General features: G+C 48.1%; 20 protein-coding genes. 9 read left to right on the plus strand and 11 right to left on the minus strand.

The genetic code is table 11. The features are described 5' to 3' along the window. Positions 1-4: 4 nt before the first annotated feature. The 4 genes from mfd (at position 5) to recO (ending at position 5,724) form a co-directional block, all read left to right on the plus strand. On the plus strand, positions 5-2,923 hold the full coding sequence (gene mfd, locus PHT49_00555; protein ID MDD5450379.1) for a transcription-repair coupling factor: 2,919 nt from the start codon (positions 5-7) through the stop codon (positions 2,921-2,923). Positions 2,924-2,985: 62 nt separating this feature from the next. Beyond that, the gene (locus tag PHT49_00560) at positions 2,986-3,957 is read left to right on the plus strand and encodes a peptidylprolyl isomerase (protein ID MDD5450380.1); all 972 of its coding nucleotides are present in this window, start codon (positions 2,986-2,988) and stop codon (positions 3,955-3,957) included. Between the two features lie 101 nt (positions 3,958-4,058). Then, positions 4,059-4,892 (plus strand): DUF4115 domain-containing protein, encoded by an 834-nt coding sequence (locus tag PHT49_00565; protein ID MDD5450381.1) that lies wholly within the window; start codon positions 4,059-4,061, stop codon positions 4,890-4,892. A 67-nt stretch (positions 4,893-4,959) separates the two neighbouring features. Then, entirely contained in the window at positions 4,960-5,724 is a 765-nt protein-coding gene (gene recO, locus PHT49_00570; protein ID MDD5450382.1) for a DNA repair protein RecO, read from the plus strand. Positions 5,725-5,976: 252 nt separating this feature from the next. On the opposite strand, the gene PHT49_00575 is transcribed toward recO, so the two are convergent. After that, positions 5,977-7,434 (minus strand): AAA family ATPase, encoded by a 1,458-nt coding sequence (locus PHT49_00575; protein MDD5450383.1) that lies wholly within the window; start codon positions 7,432-7,434, stop codon positions 5,977-5,979. Next, positions 7,431-7,877: a helix-turn-helix domain-containing protein gene (locus PHT49_00580; protein ID MDD5450384.1), complete on the minus strand. Its 447-nt coding sequence runs from the start codon at positions 7,875-7,877 to the stop codon at positions 7,431-7,433. The genes PHT49_00575 and PHT49_00580 overlap by 4 nt, the downstream gene beginning before the upstream one ends. Before the next feature lie 428 nt (positions 7,878-8,305). Between PHT49_00580 and PHT49_00585 the strand changes: the two genes are divergently transcribed. The 3 genes from PHT49_00585 to PHT49_00595 are packed head-to-tail and all read left to right on the plus strand — an operon-like array spanning position 8,306 to position 10,458. After that, positions 8,306-9,082 (plus strand): AAA family ATPase, encoded by a 777-nt coding sequence (locus PHT49_00585; GenBank protein MDD5450385.1) that lies wholly within the window; start codon positions 8,306-8,308, stop codon positions 9,080-9,082. Then, the gene (locus PHT49_00590; protein ID MDD5450386.1) at positions 9,079-9,936 is read left to right on the plus strand and encodes a ParB/RepB/Spo0J family partition protein; all 858 of its coding nucleotides are present in this window, start codon (positions 9,079-9,081) and stop codon (positions 9,934-9,936) included. The genes PHT49_00585 and PHT49_00590 overlap by 4 nt, the downstream gene beginning before the upstream one ends. A 3-nt stretch (positions 9,937-9,939) precedes the next feature. Further along, entirely contained in the window at positions 9,940-10,458 is a 519-nt protein-coding gene (locus PHT49_00595; GenBank protein MDD5450387.1) for an NYN domain-containing protein, read from the plus strand. Here PHT49_00595 and plsY read toward each other — a convergent pair. From plsY to PHT49_00610, 3 genes are read right to left on the minus strand one after another with little or no spacing between them, the layout of a single operon-like run. After that, complete coding sequence (gene plsY / locus PHT49_00600; GenBank protein MDD5450388.1) at positions 10,455-11,066, minus strand: glycerol-3-phosphate 1-O-acyltransferase PlsY; 612 nt, start codon at positions 11,064-11,066, stop codon at positions 10,455-10,457. The genes PHT49_00595 and plsY overlap by 4 nt on opposite strands. A 20-nt stretch (positions 11,067-11,086) precedes the next feature. Then, a complete protein-coding gene (locus tag PHT49_00605; protein MDD5450389.1) occupies positions 11,087-11,437 on the minus strand; it encodes a J domain-containing protein in 351 nt (116 codons plus the stop codon). Further along, positions 11,413-12,291 carry an Mrp/NBP35 family ATP-binding protein gene (locus PHT49_00610; GenBank protein ID MDD5450390.1) on the minus strand — a complete coding sequence of 293 codons (879 nt, stop codon included), beginning with the start codon at positions 12,289-12,291 and terminating at the stop codon, positions 11,413-11,415. The genes PHT49_00605 and PHT49_00610 overlap by 25 nt, the downstream gene beginning before the upstream one ends. Before the next feature lie 308 nt (positions 12,292-12,599). On the opposite strand from PHT49_00610, the gene PHT49_00615 reads away from it, so the two are divergent. Beyond that, on the plus strand, positions 12,600-14,051 hold the full coding sequence (locus PHT49_00615; protein ID MDD5450391.1) for a response regulator: 1,452 nt from the start codon (positions 12,600-12,602) through the stop codon (positions 14,049-14,051). A gap of 204 nt (positions 14,052-14,255) precedes the next feature. Here PHT49_00615 and PHT49_00620 read toward each other — a convergent pair whose 3' ends face one another. The 5 genes from PHT49_00620 to PHT49_00640 all read right to left on the minus strand — a co-directional run bounded on the left by PHT49_00620 (position 14,256) and on the right by PHT49_00640 (position 19,851). After that, positions 14,256-15,317 (minus strand): virulence RhuM family protein, encoded by a 1,062-nt coding sequence (locus tag PHT49_00620; GenBank protein MDD5450392.1) that lies wholly within the window; start codon positions 15,315-15,317, stop codon positions 14,256-14,258. A 273-nt stretch (positions 15,318-15,590) separates the two neighbouring features. Continuing rightward, a complete protein-coding gene (locus tag PHT49_00625; GenBank protein ID MDD5450393.1) occupies positions 15,591-15,995 on the minus strand; it encodes a hypothetical protein in 405 nt (134 codons plus the stop codon). 175 nt (positions 15,996-16,170) lie between these two features. Continuing rightward, entirely contained in the window at positions 16,171-17,127 is a 957-nt protein-coding gene (locus PHT49_00630; protein ID MDD5450394.1) for a hypothetical protein, read from the minus strand. 592 nt (positions 17,128-17,719) lie between these two features. Further along, entirely contained in the window at positions 17,720-18,832 is a 1,113-nt protein-coding gene (locus PHT49_00635) for a Fic family protein (GenBank protein ID MDD5450395.1), read from the minus strand. A 152-nt stretch (positions 18,833-18,984) separates the two neighbouring features. Next, the gene (locus tag PHT49_00640) at positions 18,985-19,851 is read right to left on the minus strand and encodes a deoxyribonuclease IV (protein MDD5450396.1); all 867 of its coding nucleotides are present in this window, start codon (positions 19,849-19,851) and stop codon (positions 18,985-18,987) included. Positions 19,852-20,194: 343 nt separating this feature from the next. On the opposite strand from PHT49_00640, the gene PHT49_00645 reads away from it, so the two are divergent. Next, positions 20,195-21,823, plus strand: coding sequence for a hypothetical protein (locus tag PHT49_00645; protein MDD5450397.1), 1,629 nt, complete (start codon positions 20,195-20,197; stop codon positions 21,821-21,823). A 33-nt stretch (positions 21,824-21,856) separates the two neighbouring features. Here the strand turns inward: PHT49_00645 and PHT49_00650 are convergent, their stop codons facing one another. Then, positions 21,857-23,509, minus strand: a complete 1,653-nt coding sequence (locus PHT49_00650; protein ID MDD5450398.1) for a phosphoenolpyruvate carboxykinase — start codon at positions 23,507-23,509, stop codon at positions 21,857-21,859. Between the last annotated feature and the right edge of the window lie 92 nt (positions 23,510-23,601).

Genomic DNA, 23,601 nt, shown 5'->3' on the forward strand with positions numbered 1-23,601 from the left:
TTGGGTGGAATCCATCCGTGAGTTTGATCGCCTCACCCAGAGGTCTATACGCGAGATCAATGAGATCATACTCCTTCCGGTACATGAGGTTATTTTGGGAGAGCAAGAAGCCGCCTATGCCCTGAAACATATCCGCCAATATGCTATGGAGCGGGATATTGCCCTCGACGGGATAAAAGAAATCGAGGCCCAGATAGAACAGCGCATTCACTTCACCGGCTCTGAATTCCTCCTGCCTTTATTCTATCCCGAACTTTCCGCCTGGCACGATTACCTCCCGGCCGCCGTGCCTGCCGGCAGGCAGGAGGGTCTCCTGGTGAGTATAGATCCTGCAAGAATAGGAGAAGAACAGGCCCGTTTTCAGAACAAGATCAAAGAAATTAATATAACCGCCCGTGCTGACTCCCGTTTTTGCTCGGAGCCGCAGGATCTTTATCAAATTGACCAGGACTGGGCAGATTTGATCCCGGCTGCCTCCCATGTACGCATCATATCCTTACCCATAGAAGATGAAACGGGTGCCGGCGAAAAATTGCGCCTGGCTACGCTGGGCAATGAAGATATAAGGGCTGAATCACAGCCTGGTCATGAGCAGGAAGACCTTTTCACGGCCTTAACCCGGCGGATAACCGCCTGGCTGGACGAAGGAGAATCTGTTTACCTCGTATGCCGCACGATTCATACTGCGGAACAGGTTAAGAGGCTTCTGGCCGATTGCCGCATCCAGGCCGAGGTACTGGATACACCTTTCCATTTTGCCCTGGAATCATCGAATCAAAAGGTGCGCATCCATACCGGAGATATCTCGCGCGGCTTCCGCTTTCCCGCCTATAGGCTTATTCTGATGACTGAGGGCGAGCTGTTCGGTGAAAGGGTAAAAAAACCGGCTGCGGCCATAAAGAAAAAGTTTTCCCCCATTTTAGACTTTAGCGAGCTTAAGCCTGACGACCTGATCGTTCATCGCGACCACGGCATTGGCATGTATCGTAATCTGGTCCGGCTGGAGGTAGATAACACCGCCAACGACTATCTGTTATTGGAATACCGGGATGGAGATAAGCTCTATCTGCCTGTATATAGACTCAATGTACTGCAAAAATATATAGGCGTAGAAGGTTATAGCCCGCAAATCAACAAATTAGGCGGAAAGTCCTGGCAACTCGCCCGGAAACGGGTCCAGGAAGCCATCTGGAAGGTGGCCCTGGAGCTGCTGGATATCTACGCCCGGCGGAAGGTGGAAAAGGGCTTTGCCTTTTCACCACCTGATAGTCTTTATAAGGAGTTCGAGCTATCCTTTGAACATGAAGAGACCCCGGACCAGATAGCCGCCATAGAAGATACCATAGGAGACATGACTTCACCCCGGCCTATGGATCGATTGATATGCGGGGACGTAGGTTATGGAAAGACCGAGGTGGCCTTGCGCGCGGCATTTAAGGCCGTAATGGACGGCAGGCAGGTAGCCATACTGGTACCCACAACTGTCCTTGCCGAACAACATTTTCAGACCTTCAGCCGCCGTCTTTCTCCCTTTCCGGTAGCTGTGGCCTGTCTCAGCCGCTTCCGCACCGCCAAGGAACAAAAACAGATCCTGTCCAGCCTGGCGGAGGGCAAGGTAGATATCGTCATCGGTACGCACCGCCTGTTGCAAAAGGATATTAAATTTCACGACCCGGGACTACTTATTATAGATGAAGAACACCGTTTTGGCGTCAGGCATAAAGAACAACTGAAAAAAATTAAGAAGACCTTAGATGTCCTCACCCTGACGGCAACACCTATTCCCCGTACCCTTCAGATGTCCCTCCTCAGTGTACGCGATCTTAGCGTAATAAGCACACCTCCTCAGGATCGTATCCCGGTTAAAACCTACGTAACCAGGTTCGATGATAATGTAATACGGGAGGCCATCATCCGGGAATATCAACGCGGCGGTCAGGTCTTCTTTCTGCATAATCGGGTGGCCGGCATTGAGGCGGTGGCCGAACGTTTGCGGAGGCTGGTCCCGGAGGTGCGCATAGCCATCGCCCACGGACAGCTTTCCAGCAGGGCGCTGGAAGAGATCATGGTGAGATTTGTACGCCGGGAGATAGACGTATTGGTCTGCACTACTATTATCGAGTCCGGCCTGGACATTCCCTCGGCTAATACCATAATCATCAACCGGGCTGATCGCCTTGGTCTGGCCGAGATTTACCAGCTCCGTGGCCGTGTGGGGCGCTCTAAAGAGCAGGCCTATGCCTACCTGTTAGTCCCGTCACCGGCCCACCTTACCAGGGATGCCCAAAAAAGGCTCGAGGCCTTATTGGATCTCAGCGAATTGGGATCCAGTTTTAAGCTGGCCATGAGTGACCTCCAGATCAGAGGCGCCGGCAATATACTTGGAACCAGCCAGACCGGACATATTGCGGTAGTGGGTTATGACCTGTATCTGGATCTCCTTGAAAAGACCGTAAACGAACTTAAGGGTACCCCGGTTGAAGAAGAGTTTGAGCCGGAAATTAATCTTAAGGTTTCTGCCTACATACCGGAAAACTATCTGCCGGAGCCGGATCAGCGTCTCATTACCTACCGCCGCTTAACTATGGCAGATACGGTTACGGCGCTCTCAGACATAAAGGATGAACTAACAGACCGCTATGGCCCCATACCCCCCGAGGTCGAAGACCTCATGTCTATCATGGAAATCAAACAGGATCTCAAGAAACTCAGGGTGCACCGCCTGGACAGCGCTAATGGTCATGTTATCTTGAGCTTCAGCGATAAGACCAGACTTCATCCGGAAACAATCCTGTCGTTAATCCGTCGTAACCGGGGTAAGTACCGCTTTACTCCTGAGAATAAACTCTATGCGGCCCTACCCGGTGATGAAGGGGTACAGATACTTGAGGAAGTCAAAAAAGTCTTGCAAGCCCTTTTGTAAGATGCTAATGTCCAACTACAAGTAAAGATTACATTTTATGTTCTCATAATGAAACCTTGACCATGAAACCGATCAATTTCTTTTTTCTTCTCATCTTTTCGCTTATCTTTCTCCTCCCTGTGGTAAGTTCTGCCGAAATTGTCGATCGTATTGTAGCCATCGTCAATGAAGACGTCATAACCCTGGCGGAATTGGGCAAAGAAGAACAGCGTGTTATCGGTCAACTCCAGCAGGAGGCTTCAGCCGCCGCCATAGAAAGAGAAAAAGGGAAAATAAGAACCGAGGTGCTTAATCACCTTATTGAGCGAAAGCTGGCTGAGCAGGAGGCAAAAAGGCTCGGATTGTCTGTGTCTGAGGCAGAAGTCGATGCGGCCGTCGAAAAAATTATTCGTGATCATGGGATAACCAGGGAACAACTGACGGCCCGCCTGGAACAGGACGGCATCTCCATGGAAGAGTACCGCCAGAAACTCAAGGAACAGATAGAACGCTTCAAATTGATCAGCCAGGCAATCAATGCCAAGATCGTTATAACTGAAGACAAACTCAGAGAGTATTATAAAGATAACCAACACAGTTATACCGGCCAACAAGAATATGGGGTTCAGCATATTGTCTTCAGCATACCCGGTAGTTGTAGTGAGGAAGAAAAACACGCTATCCTTAAAAAGGCCGAAGATATCCGCCAGCGGGCTAAGGATGGGGCTGATTTTGAAGGCCTGGCCAGGCAGTTTTCCGGATATCCCACCGCATCTGAGGGCGGCAATCTGGGCTATCTGGATAAAAATGAGCTGGCGCCATATATGAAGGACGTTATTACCTCTCTTAAAACCGGAGAAGTAAGTTCCGTAGTTGAAACTCCTATCGGCTATCAAATCTTTAAAGTTATAGATATTAAGGGATCAAAAGAAAAAACATTTGAAGAGGCAAGGGAAGAAATATATCAAGTGCTGTTTGAGCAAGATGTGAACAAGCGTTTTATGGTCTGGATAAAAGAGCTTCGCGATAGGTCATATATAGAGGTCTTACTTTGAGCGCCAACGGTACGGAAACCAAAAATAAAGGTTCCTGCCCCTTATTTTTTAATCGGAAAAATTTGCCGATCTATATATAAAAACCAAAAACCGGGGGGCACATGGAGTCTATCGGCGATTATCTAAAACGCGAGAGGGAACTCAGAAACATAACCCTGGAAGAGGTTGCCAATGCTACCAGAATTAATATCGGCATTCTAAGAAACATAGAAGATGGGCAAGCGGAAAGGCTTCCGGCAGAGGTATTTGTTCGGGGCTTTATCCGTTGCTATGCTCAATATGTTGGGTTAGATCCTAACGACGTCCTCCTCCGCTATCAGCCTCAGACTACATCATCCGAACATCAAGAAGAAACTAGCCCTCCTCCCGAAAAACCCGAAAAGAAGATATGGCTGTTCTTTTCCAGTCATAGAAAACTCCTTAAGATATCTATATCAATCATTATCGTTGTCTTTCTCTTGAGTCTCGTGGTTACTATCGGCAAAAAGGAACCCCTTAAAAAAGAACAACCGCCCTTGTCCAAAAGCTCCGCCCCGGCGCATCCACGACCGGTCGAGGCCAATCGTGTTCTTGACCAGGCCCAAACAGATGCCCCCGAACAAACAAACATTCCTGCTCCTCAAGCGAAAGCACAGGAGCCGCCTCAACTCCAAAATATCACGCCCGGGCACATCTACGAAAAGCAACATGAGTTACGGGCCGTTTTTAAAGAAAATACGTGGGTGCAGGCGGTGATTGACGAACAGAACCTGCAGGAGTACTCCTTTAAGGCAGGTGAAACCATCACCTGGACGATGGGTAACAAAATAAGGCTAATTATAGGCAACGCCGGCGGCATGGATCTTTATCTGGATGGCGAGCAAATGAAGCCCCTTGGGGATAGCGGGCAGGTAGTGGATATTACTCTGCCGCTGCCAAACCCCAAGGTAATGTGATCTATCCCGAATCAAGGAAATTAACCAATAATTCAAGAAAATCTGCGTAATCTGTGGATTAAAGCCTATGCCTCTCCTCAAAACACCCGCCATCATACTTAACCATAAGGACTTTGGTGAATCTGACAAGATTATTACCTTCTTTACATATTCTTTAGGTAAAATAACAAGCATTGCCAAGGGCGCTAAAAAGAGCCGCAGGCGCTTTGCCAACCAGTTGGATCTATTTTCCTTCGTCCGGCCTATTCTCTGGGAAAAACAGCGTTCATCTCTAACCAGAATCGACCAATGTGACCTGCTGCAATCGTTTCCTTCCATACGAAAGGCGCCCGAAAGATTTGCTTATGCCGCTTATTTCTGTGAACTGGTAGATGCCTGGGTAAGGGATCGTGATCCCCATGCCGAACTTTTCTATCTTTTACTATGGGCCCTTCGCATGGTCGATCAAGGCGCCTCTTTAGCCCCTCTATCTGTAATTTTTCACCTGCGCCTCCTCACCATAGTCGGTTATGCCCCTAATTTTATAGCTTGTGTTAACTGTAATCTATGGAAAGGTGGACAGGTTTCTTATAGTTTTAATTATGAAAAGGGGGGCATTGTCTGCTCTGACTGCGCCTTTAATCTTCCCTTAAAAAATCGTCTTTCGCCAGGCACTGTAAAACTCCTCTCGTTAGCCCAAAAAACGTCTCTAGCCAAGCTTTCCCGACTACATTTTAGCGCTCAACCATTGGCCGAAAGCACACCTATCCTGGAAAATTTTGTACACAGCCTTCTGGACAAAGAAATAAAATCCTACCGATTCTTATCCAAGGCCCAGGAGTGCATTCGGTAATGGATAGGACTGCTACCGGGGTTAACTTACAGGTTCTTCAGACTATTCTTTGTGAACTCGTAAAAGGTCCAAAATATCACGCAAGGCCGAAAAAAGAATAAAATTTGGAACTCAGAAACTCATGAAAAAATCTTTTATCCTGATTTTTCGCCTCGGCGAATCTGCCTTTGGCACGACTTGATTTCCAGATTTTTATTTTTCTTTGCGCCTTTGCGTGAGAGATTGACTTTTTACAAGACCATCATTCTTTAACTAACGATATTCGGTGGCCTGTCCGACCTGATTAAGTCTGGAAAATTTTTTAAGTAACATCACTATCGCGCTCCGCATCTTTTCCCACTGCACAATGGGATCTGCGGTATTCTTCAGGGTCTCATTTTCACGTAGTTGACTGGCGGCTAGTTGGCCGGCCAAGCGGTAAAGCTGCCGCTCCTCCATAGCATAAAGCCGATTTAAAATTTCAGGAGGGATATGTTTAACCAGATCTTCTATCTCTGGCCATGGTTGTCCTTCGTCCTCAGCATCCGGTCGTAGCTGCGCCGGGACGTGCTCTCCGGTTTGGACGGGCCTCTCTGCATCGGTCTCTACTGCGACGGTGTGTTCTGCAGTGACAGGCTCCTTTTCCTTGCTGCTCGCCTGGGTCGAAGATGCGCCTTGGCGTGAAGACTTAACCGCTAAAAGTTCCGATGATGAGGAATCGTCTTTTAATGTCGCGGCCTTATATACGGCGCCCGACTCCAGAGAAGGTATGTTTTCTTCCTCCTGTGTCTCAGGTATTACTTCTTCTGACCTCTTGTTTTCAGCACTCTCCTCTTGTAGATATACCGGGGCTTGAGCCTCCGGCTCTGTAGGCCGTTCTTTCCTGGCGTTCGCCTTGTCTTTCTTAAAAAAGCCCTTTTTAAACATATAGGCAAGGTTTTCTACCATGGTTTCATCTATGAATTGAAGCTGATTGGTCTCACCGGCCTTAAGGCATAATTTACATATCTTGTTGACCACCCGCGGCACACCACGAGAATGTTTCCATATAGCCCTGACTGCCTGTTCAGTAAATATCTCTCTGGAACATCCGACCTGTTTTAGCCGATGAGCTATATACCCCGCAACTAGTTCTGGGGAGTCTAGCCCCCTTACCTTACAATAAACCCCGATGCGCTGGTAGAGATTTTCCATCGACGGTCTTTCCAGCTTTTGCGCCAACTCTTTCTGGCCGGCAAGTACAAAAGTCACCAGATTCTGGCGGTCATCCTGCATATTGGTGAGAAGCCGCAGCCCCTGTAAGCTGGCCGGGTTCAGGACATTGGCTTCATCGATGAATATAACTACCTGTTTACCCTCGTCGGCTGTTCGATAAAGGATCTGATTAATTTCCTCCTGTAAATGGTCTTTCCACTTCGTAACTACCTTCTTATTTTCCAACTGGCCGATGATCTCGCGCATTATCTGTGTGAAAGACAGCGTGGGATTAGTAAGAAAGGCTATCTTGTATTTATCCGGGCCTAATTCGTTCAAGAGAATACGTAAGGCCAATGTCTTTCCTGTTCCAATATCCCCTACTATTACCGCCAGACACTCATTCCCCTCTTTAATGGCAAATAAAATCTCTGATATGGCATCTTCCAAGCCGGGATTCTGCGGCCAATACATCTTCGGATCAGGCACATTATCAAACGGCGGCCGATTCAATCCCCAATATCTGTAATAGGTCATATTAATCCCTCCCAGGCTCCCCCGTCCAATCCGGGTCTAAACACACGCCACTGCCGCCCTATCTTAAGCCCGACCAATTTTCCGGCTAAGAGTTCCTTGTAAACCGTAGCTGTGCTTACCTGGAGAGATCGGGCGGTCTCTTCCACGGTAAGCCATTGTTTATCAGTCTGCGGCTGGGCAGGTGTGACATACACCGTAACCTTGATGGGGGAAAACGATTCATATCTAACCTCCAGGTCAAACTTCTTCAACGTGGCCCTGGACTCGCCATAGTCTTTGTTGCCGATAGCGATCAAAGACTTAACTAAAGAATTAATTGCCTCATTGGGTTCGATGGTAATGCCCGGTTCAGATGGAGCCGGCAAGTCTATCGGCGGCTGCAAGTCTCTCTCTGCAACGTTATTACCTTCCCATCTCCTCCGAGCCAGACAGATTTTTTCCATATCTAACTTACCTCAATAAACATACGTTCTCTGCGCATCTGTATAGGCACAAGCAAGGCCTCAAAAAGCCCTTGCTTTATGTTATCGGAATTAATACGTGATTCTTTAATATCAGGCAGTCGCAAAAACCGTACCCTATTGGGCCGATAATTTTTTCCAATATATTCAAATTGTTACAAAAAGGAGCGGGGTTGGGGGCAACGCGATTACAAAACTTGTTAATACCCTTTGATAAAAAATTTGTAGATGCCCAGCATAGGGCACACAGTATATCGATCACGAAGTCTGTCTTAGACTGATTATATGTTAACCAATAACATCAAATAATTAACGACCACAGGTTGAGTTGTTCCACGTGAAACAACTCAATATCCTGGGACATAAATGTCCTTTGCAAGGAAAACGTTTTGTGGTAACTTCACTTTATCATGGGAAAAATCATCTGTCTGGCTAATCAAAAAGGCGGTGTTGGTAAAACCACAACGGCCGTAAACCTGGCCGCATCTCTGGCCTTCTCAGGCTGTGAGGTCCTTCTGGTGGATTGCGATCCACAGGGCAATGCCACGGGCGGGCTGGGCCTCGAAAAGAAAAATATCGGAAAAAGCCTCTATGACTTGCTTATTAATGAGGTATCGCTTGATGAGGTGGTGCGGCCTACAGAAGTACCCCACCTTTCTGTTATACCGGCTAACATAGACCTGGTTGGTGCAGAAATTGAGCTTGTACAGACTGTTTCACGTGAAACAGTCTTATCTAAGGTCTTGGCGCCGGTTATATCTCGATTTGACTATATTTTTTTAGATTGTCCGCCATCCCTGGGCCTGCTTACAGTCAACGCCCTTACGGCCGCAGATGCCGTCCTGATACCATTACAGTGTGAATATTATGCCCTGGAGGGCTTGAGCCAACTCGTACAGACCATACGCCTTATAAAGCAGTCTCTAAACCCCAAGCTTGTGGTTGCCGGACTGGTTCTTACCATGTTTGATGCCCGGAACAATCTTTCCCACCAGGTGGTTAGCGAAGTACACAAGCATTTCCAGGCAAAGGTTTTCGATACTATTATTCCTCGAAACGTCCGTCTCAGCGAGGCCCCCAGTCACGGCAAGCCTGTGCTGCTGTATGATAAATATTCAAAGGGGACGCAGTCCTATCTGGCCTTGGCCCGGGAGTTTCTGGCCAGAGAGGAAAGGAAGGTTATATGATTAAAAAAACCGGCTTAGGAAAAGGTCTGGAGGCGTTGCTGCCCAAGGGGACGCAAGAGGAAAAAGAGCCGGCGATTTTTTCCTGTACCATTGAAGAGGTAAGACCCAATCCTTACCAGCCGCGCAGGGTAATAAAGAACGATCGGATAGAAGAACTGGCCGCTTCGATAAAAGAAAAAGGGATTATTCAGCCCATAATCGTACGGCGTGTCGATTCAGGCTACGAACTTATCGCCGGGGAACGAAGGTGGCACGCCGCCCAGAAAGCAGGACTGAAGAACATACCAATTATCGTCAAGGATGTCTCCCCTGCGGAGGTCTTAGAGCTGGCCCTGATTGAAAATATCCAGCGCGAAGATTTGAATCCCCTGGAGGAGGCCGAGGCCTATAACCGACTCACGCAGGAGTTTGGCCTGACGCAGGAAGAGTTGGCCTCTCGTGTAGGAAAAGAGCGCTCCACCGTGGCCAATTTTCTCCGTTTGCTCAAGCTGCCGGATTACATAAAGGAAAATATGTGGGCGGAGGACCTCAGTATGGGACACGCCCGGGTGCTGGTTGGGATTGAGGACCCGGAAGGCCAGCGGATGGTCAGAGATACGATCATAAAGAAGGGCCTTTCCGTGCGGGAAACCGAGGCCCTGGTGCGAAGATTGAAAAAACCGCACCGGCCAACGGACAAAAGACAACCAGATAGTCATACCCTTTCGCTGGCCGAGGAGATAATGCGACATCTGGGAACCAGGGTTCGTATTTCGAGGCGTGGTAAACGGGGAAAAATCGAGATCGATTTTTATTCAGAAGAGGATCTGGCGCGTATTGTCGATTATATCTCTGGCCTGGAACAGGGTGTCTGACCATTGGCTCTGCACTTAATTATAGATGGCTATAACCTGATAAGACAATCGCCGCGCCTGAGTTCTATAGAGCTACAGGATTTCCAGAAGGGGCGTGAGGCCCTGATCGGGAATCTTGCCCGCTACAAGACCATAAAGGGCCATCCTATTACCGTGATTTTCGATGGGTGGAAGGGCGGAGATTGCAAAGAAAGTCATGACCGGGTGAGTGGAATTCGTGTCATCTATTCACGGCTAGGGGAAACCGCCGATGAGGTTATAAAGAGAATTGTGCGTGAAGAGGGGGAAAGGGCCGTTGTAATTACTGCAGATTCAGACATCGCCTCCTTTGCCTTGAAGGAAAACGCTGCCGTAATACCCCCGTATGAATTTGAGGAAAAGATGGTGGAGGCCCTGTACTGCGCTACCAAAGGCCTGGAAAGCGAAGACGAAGATTATAATAGTACGACGAAAAGAAAAGGGGCGGCCCGCCGCCCCTCCCGCACTCAAAGAAGATGTCAGGGCAAGCTAAAAAAGCTCTAGCCTTTGCGCCAGGATTTTTCACTTCCGTTTAACATCCGCCGGATGTTGTCTTTGTGTTTTAGCCAGATAAGCACGGCCATGACCGCAGCCAGCATTGTATATATCTTTGAATGGCTGAACAGCCAGGCCAGTAAAGGCATGGCCGCGGCCGCAGTAAGCGACCCCACCGATACATATCCGGAGATCCAGGCAGCAGTTATAAATACCGGAAAGGCCGAAAACGCAGCCCCCGGTATGAGGACAATAAAAACACCCAGAGCCGTAGCCACTCCTTTGCCGCCTTTAAATTTCAGATAAATAGGGTAGAGGTGGCCAATAAAGACGGCCAAGGCGATAAGACTGACCCATAGCTCCATCTTTGCCATCCCGCGAAGGCCGTAGAAAGCAAGCCCTAAAGGGATGACGGCCTTAGTTATGTCACAAAAGAGGGTTAAGATACCCCATTTTTTGCCTAATAGCCGGCCAACGTTAGTGGCGCCGATATTGCCGCTGCCGGCCTTACGGATATCCATCAGCCCTGCCCTCTTACCGATAATCAGGCCAAAGGGAACAGAGCCGAGGGCATAACCTAATAAGATTAGTAAGATTACAACCGGTGGTATCGACATCTCTTTTTCAGGGTAAGGTGCTAATCTTTCTGTCTCTTGCTGCTCCAGAGGGGATCCTGACCGAATCTATCCATCCACCAGTTCTCATCTGTAGCTTCTTCCTTTGGCTCAAGACAATATCGGTAGTTCTGGCAGTAAGCCAGGAGAACCTGGTAGGCCTCATTTATAGCCTGCATCTTCTGGTTATGTTTTTCCAGGTCTTTCCCCCGGGCAGTATCCGGATGCCAGCGTTGACATTTTTTACGATAGGCCTTCTTTATTTCCGTAAGGGTGGCGAAGGCTGGGAGACCAAGAACTTCCCGGGCATTAGTTATCTCTTTGACGGTTGGTTTTCTATCGTGCATGGTTACATACGTGCTGCCGCCGGGCACTTGGCCTCTTCAGCCAAAATCCTTTCGGCTATCTTCTCAAAGGCGTTTGCCGCCGCACTCTGACCTTCCGCAGCCTGGTTCATGAATGGCTTGCCGTCGTCGCTGGCCACAACAATCTTTGGCTCCAATGGGATCCGACCAAGAAAGGAAACACTCATTTCGCGGGCCAGCCTCTCCCCTCCGCCGATTTTAAATAATGGTATCTCCTTTCCGCAATGCGGACAACTGAGACCGCTCATATTCTCGACAAGCCCCAGGATAGCCATATTAGTCTTGCGACAGAAACGGATAGATTTACGCACATCAGAAAGGGACACCTCCTGCGGCGTGGTTACGATGAGCGCCCTGGTATCCTTTATGGTTTGCGCAATGGTCAAGGGTTCGTCGCCGGTGCCGGGGGGGGCGTCTATTATTAAATAATCCAGTTCTCCCCATCGCACTTCGCCCAAAAAAGTCCTTATAGCCTTGTATTTCAGAGGGCCGCGCCATATCACGGCCGAATCTTTATCCGCCAACAGGTATTCTATGGACATGAATTTGAGGTTTTCAGAGAAGGAAACCGGCTCAACCGCACTCTTCCGGTCGGATGGAGACAGATCCCGCATCCCCAGAAGCAGCGCTATATCCGGGCCGTGCAGATCAATATCCAGCAGCCCGACCTTACGCCCCTTCCGTGACAAGGTGAGAGCTATATTGGTTGAAATCGTGCTCTTACCCACGCCGCCCTTGCCGCTCATCACCAGTATCTTGTTTTTAATCCTGGCCAGGGATTCCTGGATCATCATGTCTTCAATGTCCCGAGCCGGGCTATGTCCGGAAGACGGGCAACTGGGACTATGGCTGTTTGCGCTCATTTGGGCCTCCATTTATCTATTACTGGGAAAACACTATTGTGTCAAAAAATAATGTATGCTTTGGATATTGTCAAATTTAATCTCGGACCTACCCTAAATAGGTATAGACCTACTTACCAGCTTAGGGATAGTAATTTGAGAGATAAGGCTGCGGAACCCGAATAGTATTGTATTAGTGATTTTTTGCACGATGTTTTTTTATAACTATGCATTATCACAATACATTTTTGTCTTGCAAGTGACAAGGGATTCGTTCTATACTTTCGCCGATGACCCAAAAGCAGACCGCATCCTTTCACAAAACCCTGGTGCAGGATAAGCCAAGGATTTTGATAGTTGATGACGACGGATCTCTGTGCAAATGCGTAGAAGAGGCTCTAACCGGAAATGGACTTTCTTGCACATCAGTACAAGACCCTATAAAAGCATTAAAAACAATACACAGCGACCAACATGAAATTGCCATTTTGGACATCAACATGCCCAAAATGGACGGCATATCCCTGGCCAAAGAAATCAAAAAAACGCGTCCCCACGTCGGCATAATAATCATTACTGGATATGGAAGCCTTCATAATGCTGTGGAGGCAATAAAAGCCGGGGTTTACGACTTTATCCAAAAGCCGTTTAAGATAGATGAGCTATTGTTGAGCGTAAAACGTCTGGGGAAACTCCTGGAGCTGGAACGCGAAGTCGCTTCCAAGACAGAAGACCTGAAAAAATCGGAAAAACGCTACCGGACATTGATTGAAAATACAGCCGACGGCGTAGCCCTGATACAGAAAGACAAAATAGTCTTTCACAACAAGGCGTTAAGGAAGATACTCGGTTATGACCAGAGAACATTAAACAAGGGCAAACTGCAGGACTTGATATATGTGGATGACCGGGAAACGGCTGACCGATACATGAAGGACATCCTCGGCGGATCCGACCATGGGCCGACCCAGTATCGGCTGAAAAAGAAGGATGGTTCGGTCTGCTGGGCCTCGGTAAACACCACCATTATTGAGTATCAGGGACAACCGACGCCCCTTTCCTCTTTCCGCGATATTACACCCTCAGTAGAAATGGACAACATGAGAAAGGATATGGAGCGCATGCTCAGGCATGATATGCGTTCCCAATTGATCGGCATTCTGGGATTTATAAACAGGCTGATTAATCACACGCCGTTAACAGAACCCCAGCTAGAGTATTGCCGGAACATCCAGCGGTGCGGTGTGCAACTGGAAAACATGATCGAAACCTACCTCGATATCTCGCGCCTGGAACAGGGTTTCTTTGTACTCAAAAAAGACCGCCTCAATCTTCTGGATGTAGTGAAACAATCCCGCGATGCCCTGCGAGAACTGGCAGACAGGAAAAATATTAATATAGCCATAATATTCAATCACAAGATGTACTCCATAGAAGATAGCCTTTCCTTCTTCGGTGACAGAATCTACCTGCAAAATGCCTTCAATAACCTCCTTAAAAACGCCATAGAGGCATCCCCGCCGGATATGGGCGTTAAGATCAAGGTCCAGGAAAAAGAAACCCATATTAAAGTCAGCATCAGCAACTGGGGCATCGTCTCCGAAGAGATACGCGCCAGGTTCTTTGAAAAATACGCCTCATTCGGGAAAAAAGACGGCCTTGGCCTGGGCACATACATGGCCCGCCTGGTCGTCCAGGGCCATGGCGGCAATATAAACCTTCAGTCTTCCAAAGAGGATGGGACTACAGTAGTAATGGAGTTGCCCCATACCGGTCCTTAGCCGTTTATATATCCTTCTCCCAGTGTGGCGTTGCTTCCTCGATAACCTAATCATCCTGTCCCGGCTTAATCATGTCCCAAATCAGGGTCGGGGGACGGACGGGAATCCACTTCGGCAAAGATATCGAATTTTCCAATTTGTATGGCAGTCGGCATAATAACCTCTTTTCAACCACGGAATACACGGACAAAACGAAAAAAGCTCTCACTTTTTTCCACATTTCCGTGCCTTCCGTGTGTTTCGTGGTTTGCTCTTTTCCAGCTTTTTCACTTCCTTCACTGCTTCGATGAAGTGCCGTTCCACCGGGGATGGCTCTTCCAGCATCTGCATTCGGTACCTTTCATATTCGATCCGCGCTTTTTCGATGGCTGCCTCGTGGCTGACTTTCCCCGCATGTTTGAGGATATCCCGTTCGCTGACTTTCAGAAACTCATCCAGTTTGGCAATCCAGTTCTTCATGTACATGGGCTTACGGCTCAACGCCTGAAGTTCGGCAAAGTCGAGGTAAATGGTTACGATCCGATTGAGGGTATCCAACTCCTCTATGGTCAGGTAATTTTTGGCGATCTCGCTGTCAGCCTGTCTGGGCTTGGCTCCCGTCCATAAGGTCAGGCCCATATTCGGTTTGGCGGCGTCCGCGCGGGCGGCGATGATCTCGGCGGCAGTGTGGCCGTGGGCGGCCCAGTGCATCTTGTTTTGCACCACTTGGAAAAACTTTCTAGACATGTCTGTATTGGAGTCGTAGTCGATGCTGGTGGCGTAGATGTCGAGCACCTTGCGCCAGAAAACCTTTTCAGAGGAGCGGATGTCCCGGATGCGGGCGAGCAGTTCATCGAAGTAGTTGCCGCCGCCTGCCTGCTTGAGCCGGTCGTCGTCCAGGGTGAAACCTTTGATTATATATTCCCGCAGGCGTTGTGTCGCCCACTGCCGGAAGCGGGTGGCCACGTGGCTTTTGATCCGGTATCCCACGGAAATGATCGCGTCCAGGTTGTAGAATCTCCGGGTCCGTTGGACTTGCCGGGGCCCTTCAGTTTGAACCTGTAAGAAATCCTTACAAGTTGCCTTCTCGGCTAACTCCCCTTCCTGATAGATGTTCTTCAAGTGCAACGTGATATTTTGCGGGGTGGTCTGGAATAGCTGCGCCATGTCCGCCTGGGTCAGCCAAACCGTCTCGTTCTCAAGACGGACCTGGATGCGAGTGCGGCCATCCTCAGTATGGTAGAAGAGGATCTCCGAACGGGGCGATCTTTCCGGCAGGTTGATCATAAAATTCCCTCCATATTTTCAACCACAAAGTACCAGCCTGCGTGCAACGCACAGGCAAACACAAAACACTCGAAAACAGCTTTCATTTTTTCCCTTTCGTGTCGTTCGTGTTTCTGGTTTGATTTCCCCGAGCTGTGCGCGCCGTAGATGAGTGATTGAATAAGCTTATTAAAATCTTAAGGACGTTAACGTTCAAGGTAAGGAGCTGGGTGGAAGCGGGCGAAGCCCGTTTGCGGAACGTCCTTCTCGACCGGCCCGTTAGGGAAACTTTGGCTACTGTCTTACTGTGGATCCCAAGCCCGACAGGACTGCCTTCGCGTCATATGTGCGGGGAACATCCGCAGGCCGTGAGCCCTTGAACATCTTGACTACCGCCGTTCGCGTAGTAAAGCCCTTCCCGTATGTCGGGTGCCATTCCGTGTCTGTGTCGCGTTCAGTGAGCATAAACCAGTCGTAGCCCCTCTGGATGGTGAGTTCCGCCGCTCGGAGGAGTAAGAAGTTTTCGATAGTGCCGATGTCCGTGTATGCATTTCCCTCGAAACCCACTCGGTAGGTCGAGTCATCGATGGGCGTGTCGAAGTACCCGCCGGTAAATCCCTTCGGCTGGTAGGTGGAAGCACAGCCAACTAATAGTGTGGCGAGAAGCGTGGCAGAAAAAGTTTTGCGCAATAAATTCATACAATCTCCCTAACTTATATATTAAGTAGACGCTACTTTTTTCGTCTGCACTGAATACGAGAGGTATCGTATAGAAATCTGCCAAAAAACGCAACAGGATAACATTGCAATGAAACATTGGGCAGATAAGGCCTGTGACGTACCGAAAAAGTCCGTCCTATTCCACGGAGTCCGGTCAAATGACCGTGTTATATTTTTCTTCTAAGACATCCCAATCAGTGACAGGATGACCATTAACTTTCCATGCTTTTTCCAAGGCGTCCAGGTTGCCAACCATAAAATTTATTCTTCCATCGTGATCAAAAGTTAAATTTATAGCCTGTCTTTCAGATGAGTTACGAGTATATGTAGCCTTGTTGCCATTTGAAAAGTGAACATTGAAACCAAATGCACCATCTTCTTTTGAAGACAGTATTTCAAGCACTTCATACTGAGGCCATTTGTGAAATCGCCTTAAGTTACCAAAAGCTTTAAGCCAGTCTTTATGTCTTATCATAAAACAACCAAAAAACTGCAGACATGAATATATTTTTTCTCCTAATTTATCAAAAGCTATCTCTTGCGATAAACCACCTTCTGTCCAATGAAAATGATTGTCCGTAATAACATAATCAGAGTGGAAGAAAGCATTCCTAACACGCTCATCAAAAAACGAATCAATCACTTCTATCAACTTTTTTTCTTCAATTGAAGATGCTAATTTTTTAATTTCTGTAATTTTCCTTGTAACACTTGGGGGAATATATTCATAAATTTTATTCTTTTTCGGTCGGTTAAGATAATCGAATGGTCCAATTACGTAGTTTTGACCAGCAATACATCTCATTAAATTGGCCAGCATGACATGAGGAGCTGTCATTTCAATCGCATGGCAATACATTAATAATCCAATACGTAGAGACGATTTATCGCTCCTTTCGGAACTAGCCTTTTGAGATAACCAGTTATAATCCTCAAATGCTTTTTTCGATTCCTCGAAGGGGTCCACGTTTCTATATGACATTCCTCCCACACGCAGCAAGGTACACAATGTACCAAACGGATCAGAACTAAATGCCCGCTTGAATAATGAATCAAGGCATTCCAAAATGTTTTTTTGTATTTCTGTATTTATCCTTTGTCGTATTTTCAACTTCAGCCATTATGTTGTCAAGTTTTTAACACCTAACGAGTCTGTAGAAAAAGGTCAAAATTAAAGGATTCTAATGCGCCGGCGGCTGATGCTGCCGTTATACAAATGAATCAGATTATATATTGTTTACAACAATCTACAAGCATATCAACAGATACTCATGCTATTTAACACGATATTGACATAACCAGTATTTTTGCATAAATTGTTTTTATTCAAGCAGAGCACGAAGGAGGTGGGGGCTATGACCAAGATTGTTTCTTGGCTAATGAAACTCAGCCTACCGCTTCCGATTGTTCTCCTGCTTTGCAGGTAGTGAAGGTGTAAGGAGGGCTAAATCCTTACATGGCATGTCAGCCAAAGCGGTTCCTTCGTCACTTATTCCAATACTGTTTGTAATCATTAGCGATAACACACAGCGATAATTCCGTGAATGCCCAAATACCCGGATACTATCATCCCCCCTACTGCGGATAAACTTCAGCAGGAATCCAGCAAGAGACTGGATGCCAGATCAAGCCTGTCCTCAACTTGATTGGGGATCCGGCATGACATTTTCATGTACTTACCTGCCGGAGTAATAAAATCATCTCTACCCCAAGATACGCCAATTCAACTCATACCCACCGTCTTTTATAGGGCTCAAGAGAGCTTTTTCGCGCAATCTCTTCAAATCCCGCCGTGCAGTTCTTTCATTTACGTTTCTGTACAAGATATTAAGTTGCGGACTCTTAAACAGGTCCCCAAGGGTAAAAGGCTTGAGATAATCCAACAAAATCAGCAACAAATCATGTTGTCGTTGGGTTATATGCCTTGCTTCCCTAAGGTACATATAATAGTCCCGCAATGTAAATTTGCGGATAAAAAATGTAATCCGGCCTTTAATTTCATTTAGCGAATCTATAACTCCCTTCAGAATAAATTCTAAAAAGGGGGTTACATCGTGTTCTTTGTCCTTTATAGCATTAGAAAACGCCCAAAAATAGTCATCTATATTTCGATAATAAAAATTTGAAAGCATTATAGGAACATATTTGATGCCCCCTAGCCGCAATAATAAGGCTTCCACAAGCCTGGCGGTTCTTCCATTTCCATCGCCAAAAGGATGAATGAGGGCTAGATGATAATGTGCCAGCGCAGCACGGATTGCAGGGTCCTGGTCTAATATCTCTTTGCTGTTGATCCACGTTATATATTCCTTCATGAGGGTCTTTATATCCGCCAGACATTTCGGAGGAACATAAACCCCACCATGTTCCATATTCCCGACCTTGACCGGATGACCTCGATATTTTCCAGGCATATTGTACTTATATTCAACATCATGGGTAATCAGGGCGTGAATTTTCTGTATCATGGTTTCGCTAAGTTCAGGCACGGAGTCAGTGGCCCGCTGGCTGGCAATAAAATCATAAGCCGCTTTAAGGTTGCGTATCTCCCTTTCAGCCCGCACCACTTGCTCCTCCTTATCAGACCCAGAAATAATCTGGCCTACCCTGTCTTCTGATAAAGGATTGCCTTCCAGCGCCGCTGTGCCAAAAATAGATTTGCGGATAATCTCTTCCTCAAGCCTTGTCGATAACTCAGGCAATATAGGTAGATCGGTGACCGTATTGTAAAGTATCCTTGCCTCAATAAGGTGGCTCGTTAGCTTCTCGCTGGAAAATTTCCGGCTAAATACAAATTTTCCAGACTTAAAAGTCATTACCTTTTTTATTAAGTTATTGTCCACGATTTTGTCACAAATAATTTATTAAGTTACAGCAAGTTATATAATATATAACTATATTTTTGTCAAAATATTTGTCAACAAAATTGTCCTCATCTGACTAAACGGCGCCCCCACATCCACGGGGATTATCCGGTCTCCGGATAGAGATCGGATACCAGCTTCAAAATTGTCGCCAGATTGCGGCGGTCATCCATATCTGATTTTTTCGGGGTCTCAAGTATCCAGGGAAGACCATCAAAAAGGGAGTGCTTAAGAAGAGTAGCAAAACCTCCCAATCCAATATGTCCTTCACCGATATGCTCATGCCGATCCAGGTGAGAACCAAGCGCCCCCTTACAATCGTTCAGATGTATCACTTTTAAGCGCTCCAGGCCGATCTCTCTTGCTATCTCATCTTGCAGATGATCCAGCGCCGCCTTTGTGCGCAGTTCGTATCCGCCGGCAAAGGCGTGACAGGTATCCAGACAAAAACCCAGTCTTGGCGGGTTACCGGCATCACGGACAAGTTGTCCTATGTGCCCTATTTGCCCCCCTATCAGCGCCCCGTGGCCCGCGGTGTTTTCCAGAAGCAGCGCCACTCCGCTATCTTCTGCCGCCGTAAGTATCCTGTCCAAGGCGGAACTTACCCTGGCCATGCCTTTTTGCAGAGAATGCCCCCGCGCACTCCCGATATGAGTTACTACATATTCTATCCCCAGAGCATCTGCCCGCCGCATATCCTCCACCAATGCCCCTACCGACTTCTCAAACAGCGCCTTGTCAAAAGAGGCCAGGTTGACCAGGTAAGGCGTATGAATGACCGCGGGCCTGATGTCCACGCGCTCCCGTTTAGCCCGAAACAGCCCTGCGATCTCCGGTGAAAGGGCCGGGACATGCCAGGTCCTTGGATTCCGGGCAAATATCTGCATAGCGGTGCAACCTAAATCCATAGCCCGGTCAACCGCCTGATCCAGTGACCCGGCGATAGACACGTGGACACCTAAACGCATCATAGGTTAACATCCTTCCGTTAGCGGGATACCAGCCGAGGCCATCTTTTACATTTCTTTTGGGAACCCCTATGGTTCTGAGCGAAACTTGCTGGAGCAGTCCGCCTTAGGCGGATCGAGGGCAAGCAGGAAGGGGAAGGCCAGCCCTTTAGAGGCTGGAAGGGGCAAGCATTCCCCGCCTGCGAGTCCCGAAAGGGTCGCTGCGCAAGCCGTGAAGCGAAGAAACTAAGGGTTTTTAAAAACGCAAAAAACTCCCGTAGTAATTGCAATTGACACCCATTCAATCAAATGATATTTGACATTAAAAACCAAGCCCAAATGGACTGTAGCCCGGAAAGGAATCTGAATGAACAAAAACCTTCCCCCGACCTGCGTCGCGCCTACAGGTGAGTTTATTTACGGCATCCACAAGCCAAAATACACGGCCCCTAATCTACGGCAAAATGATTATATCATAAACTTGGGCCATGGCCCTGACCATACCAAGATCGATAACGCAGACAATTTCCCGGCGGATAATGTGCATGTTGCCGCCTCTGCCTGGGTCTTCGAGATCCCCAATGCCTTTCCCTTTATGGGCGCCACGTTCGTACTCAAGACCTACGCGGACGGCGCGGCGGGGCACGCTAACCCCTTCGAACGCAAAGACGAGAGTAGCCCTGCCCGTTCTTTAGAGAAATATGAACCCGCCGATGACCAGTCCCTTGAAAATCTGCCGCGCTCTTTGCTTCTTGCCCTGGCGAAAACGTCCAGCGATCCGCAAGTCCTGGCCAAACTGGCCAATCTCTCCTGTCGCTTTGAGTTTGACCCAAAAACTGACCTGCCTATGGGCATCAGTTACGTAAGGACGAAAAGGGGCGATCTGCGCCCGGCCATCTTGGATGAGCAGCTTTTTGATCTTGTATCCAATAATCCCTTCCTACCGGATACGTACAAACAGCGTATGGTCTTAATTCCCGGTGTGCAGGGGAAAAGCCCCATTGTCGGCGAATATATAGGGGCCGGTACGCATATCTGGGAATATCTCCGGGAAAACAGCTACATCCCCTGGGGCCATTATGCCGCCAATATGGCGCACGATTCTATCCGCTACAAAATCAAGTCCCTCACAGAGAAAGACATAACCGGCCTCCGTCATCTTTATTGCCAAAGGATATATGTCCAATTGGCTACTGAATTAGGCCTTGTCGTGCCTGCTAAAAGGCGATCCTTGACCATAAATGAATTAGAAGAACTACGACTGTGCCTGCTTGATAAAATAGGACAGCTAAATAAACGTGGCGGCAACTTACCGTTCAATGCCACCATCTGGGGCCAAAACTTTGGTTTTGACCTCTCCCCTTCCGGCTACCGCCTCAATGCCTCACACCAGCAGATACACCAGCAGTTTGCCCTGGTGCCCCCTTGCTTACCGGCATTCAAGGGCGGAGAAAATGAAACCAGTCAGTGCACGCTAAGCACCTATACCCAGGGAGATCTGGTGGCCCGGTTCTGTAAGGAGTATAAAGAAAAGACCGGACGGGATTTCTTTGAGACCTATCTCCAGGCCATTCAAAACAATAAGAGGATGGATGGCCGGGCCGACAAAGAAAACGATCTGATCTTCTATCAAGATGAAAACGTCCTGGCCTTTGTGCCTAAGGCCCAACGCTCCCAGGGAGAAGTCCAGATCATGCCCATGGGAAGATACGGAAATATCCTCGAGACAGATACCCCGGTGCGCAACTCCCTCGACCGCGCCATCCTGATCACCATGAAGGTATTAGAGAATCTGGGGGCAGAGATGATTACGGCCTACGAGATATCCAGGAGATTCGACCATCCGGACAAAGGCCAGCGCCTCATCTACTGCCTTCTTCCCAAGCATCCCCAGTCTCCGGGCGGCCTTAGCGAGGGTATGCAGCGGTGGATTATCGGCCATTATCCTGAAGATTTTGCCCGGGCCTGCCGGGATGAGGTAAAAAAGATTGTTTAGTTTTCATCCGGAAAGTCCTTTTTAAAATCCGGGTTACTCGACTTCCGCCCGTTCTATCTTTGGAAGTTCCGTATATCTGTAGGGCAAGGATTCTCTTATGTTCTCAGGGATGCTGCCATACTTTCCTTCAAATTCTTCCAGGTATTCCTCACGCCCTTTTAAAAAATGCCTGAGCTTCTTCTCGAGCAGGGCCTTATCCTCAAATAGCCTGTAGGCATTCATCTGATCCAGATTGGCACGGTCGCACTTTATCGGGAAATAATACCCCAGATAGTCCGGTTCAAAACTGAAACGCAGTTGCATACGCAATAGGTCATTATAAGCGGCCAGGGATTGCCGCAGTGTCACCTTTTGCTCGTGGGGGCCAATGGTCCCGGTATTGGCCAGATAACATTTAATGCGGTTTCGCTTGATAATATCATTAAAAATCATGGCGTGTTCGAGCCGGTTACCCGCTATAAACGGATCCAGGAAACACACCCGCTTAAACTTTCCCGCCTGCTCCGGATCCCCACCGGTGCTCTCTATCGATTCCCCATAAATAAATTGCATGGCGGCCTGCTCCGGTGTCAGCTTACAAATAGTGTTCACCAGTGGATTCCGTGTCAGGATAATTATATAATCGATTTTGTCGGCCCTTAGAGTTTTACTGGCTATCTCCAGGTTCTCACGGGTGACAATCGCCCGTCCATTACCCGTCTTGGAAATATCTTTGAAGTCAGGCATATACGGATACTTGCTGATGGCCACATTTTCCAGAAAGGCATCTCGTGATTGCGCCGCCCGCAATATCTCCGGCTGGCTTTCATCCAGCCCCTCGGTCTTGACATAGAGCCCGCCCACCTCAAAGGCGGCGTAACTGGCATCAAAGCCCATTGTGCCCCCGTCATCACCGATCATCTCGGAACGTTCTCTGGGCAGTTTTCCGAACTTCCGGCATAGCGTAGTGGTCTTGCCGGTGGCCGTGAGACCGGAAACGGCGGTAACCACCTCTTGTAATTCCGGGCGCTCGGTCTCCAAATCATATATCCATAAAAAGTCCCGCCTGGCTCCGGTATGCAGGAAAATCCCGGTCTTGTCGATCGCCTTGACCCGCCAGTTTTCAAACTGAAAAATTCCTTTTTTACCTTCGCCCAGATAAATGGTATTGCGACATATTTTGACCTGGTCACCCCTTTTTTCACCCATCATGAGGCGGACCGTGATATCCTTTTCTGCCAGTTTCTTCGATTTGTTGGATTCAAAGGCCTCGTCCGTAAAGTATATAATGGTATAGGTCGGCTCTTCCACCACCCGGGCCGGGGGATAATCCAAAAGCAATTTAAGACCATAAGCAAGCTGGGCATATTGTTCCGGCACTATAAAACGGGCGGTGACACCTTCACGGCCATCGCCAACAATGGTATCAAGAGAAATAACCCTATCCTTATTCAATACCTCTACGGCCTTGCGGGCCAGGGCCTCTTCTTCCTCGCCAAACTGGTGATCGACACTGTTCCGGGTATGGGGAGCGGATCTGGACATCGGTTCAGAATCTGCGGCTACCGATCCGATCTGTGTCTGTATGACCCCCTCCTGCCGTAAGGCCAGTTGCTTTAGTTCTTCTAAAGAGCGCCCCTCTATCAGACGCCCCTCCGCCTTGGCCTTTTGGTATATTTGCCCCGCTGCTAATTTGAAAGAGTTCATCTTTATTCTCCATTTCTGACTAGCCGTATTGTCAATACTTCGCCATCTAACGTTTTTTCCTGTTTTTCATATTAAGCTACACGACCTAATAA

The organism is Desulfovibrionales bacterium (assembly GCA_028715605.1).
In the GTDB taxonomy this organism is placed as follows: Bacteria; Desulfobacterota; QYQD01; order QYQD01; family QYQD01; genus QYQD01.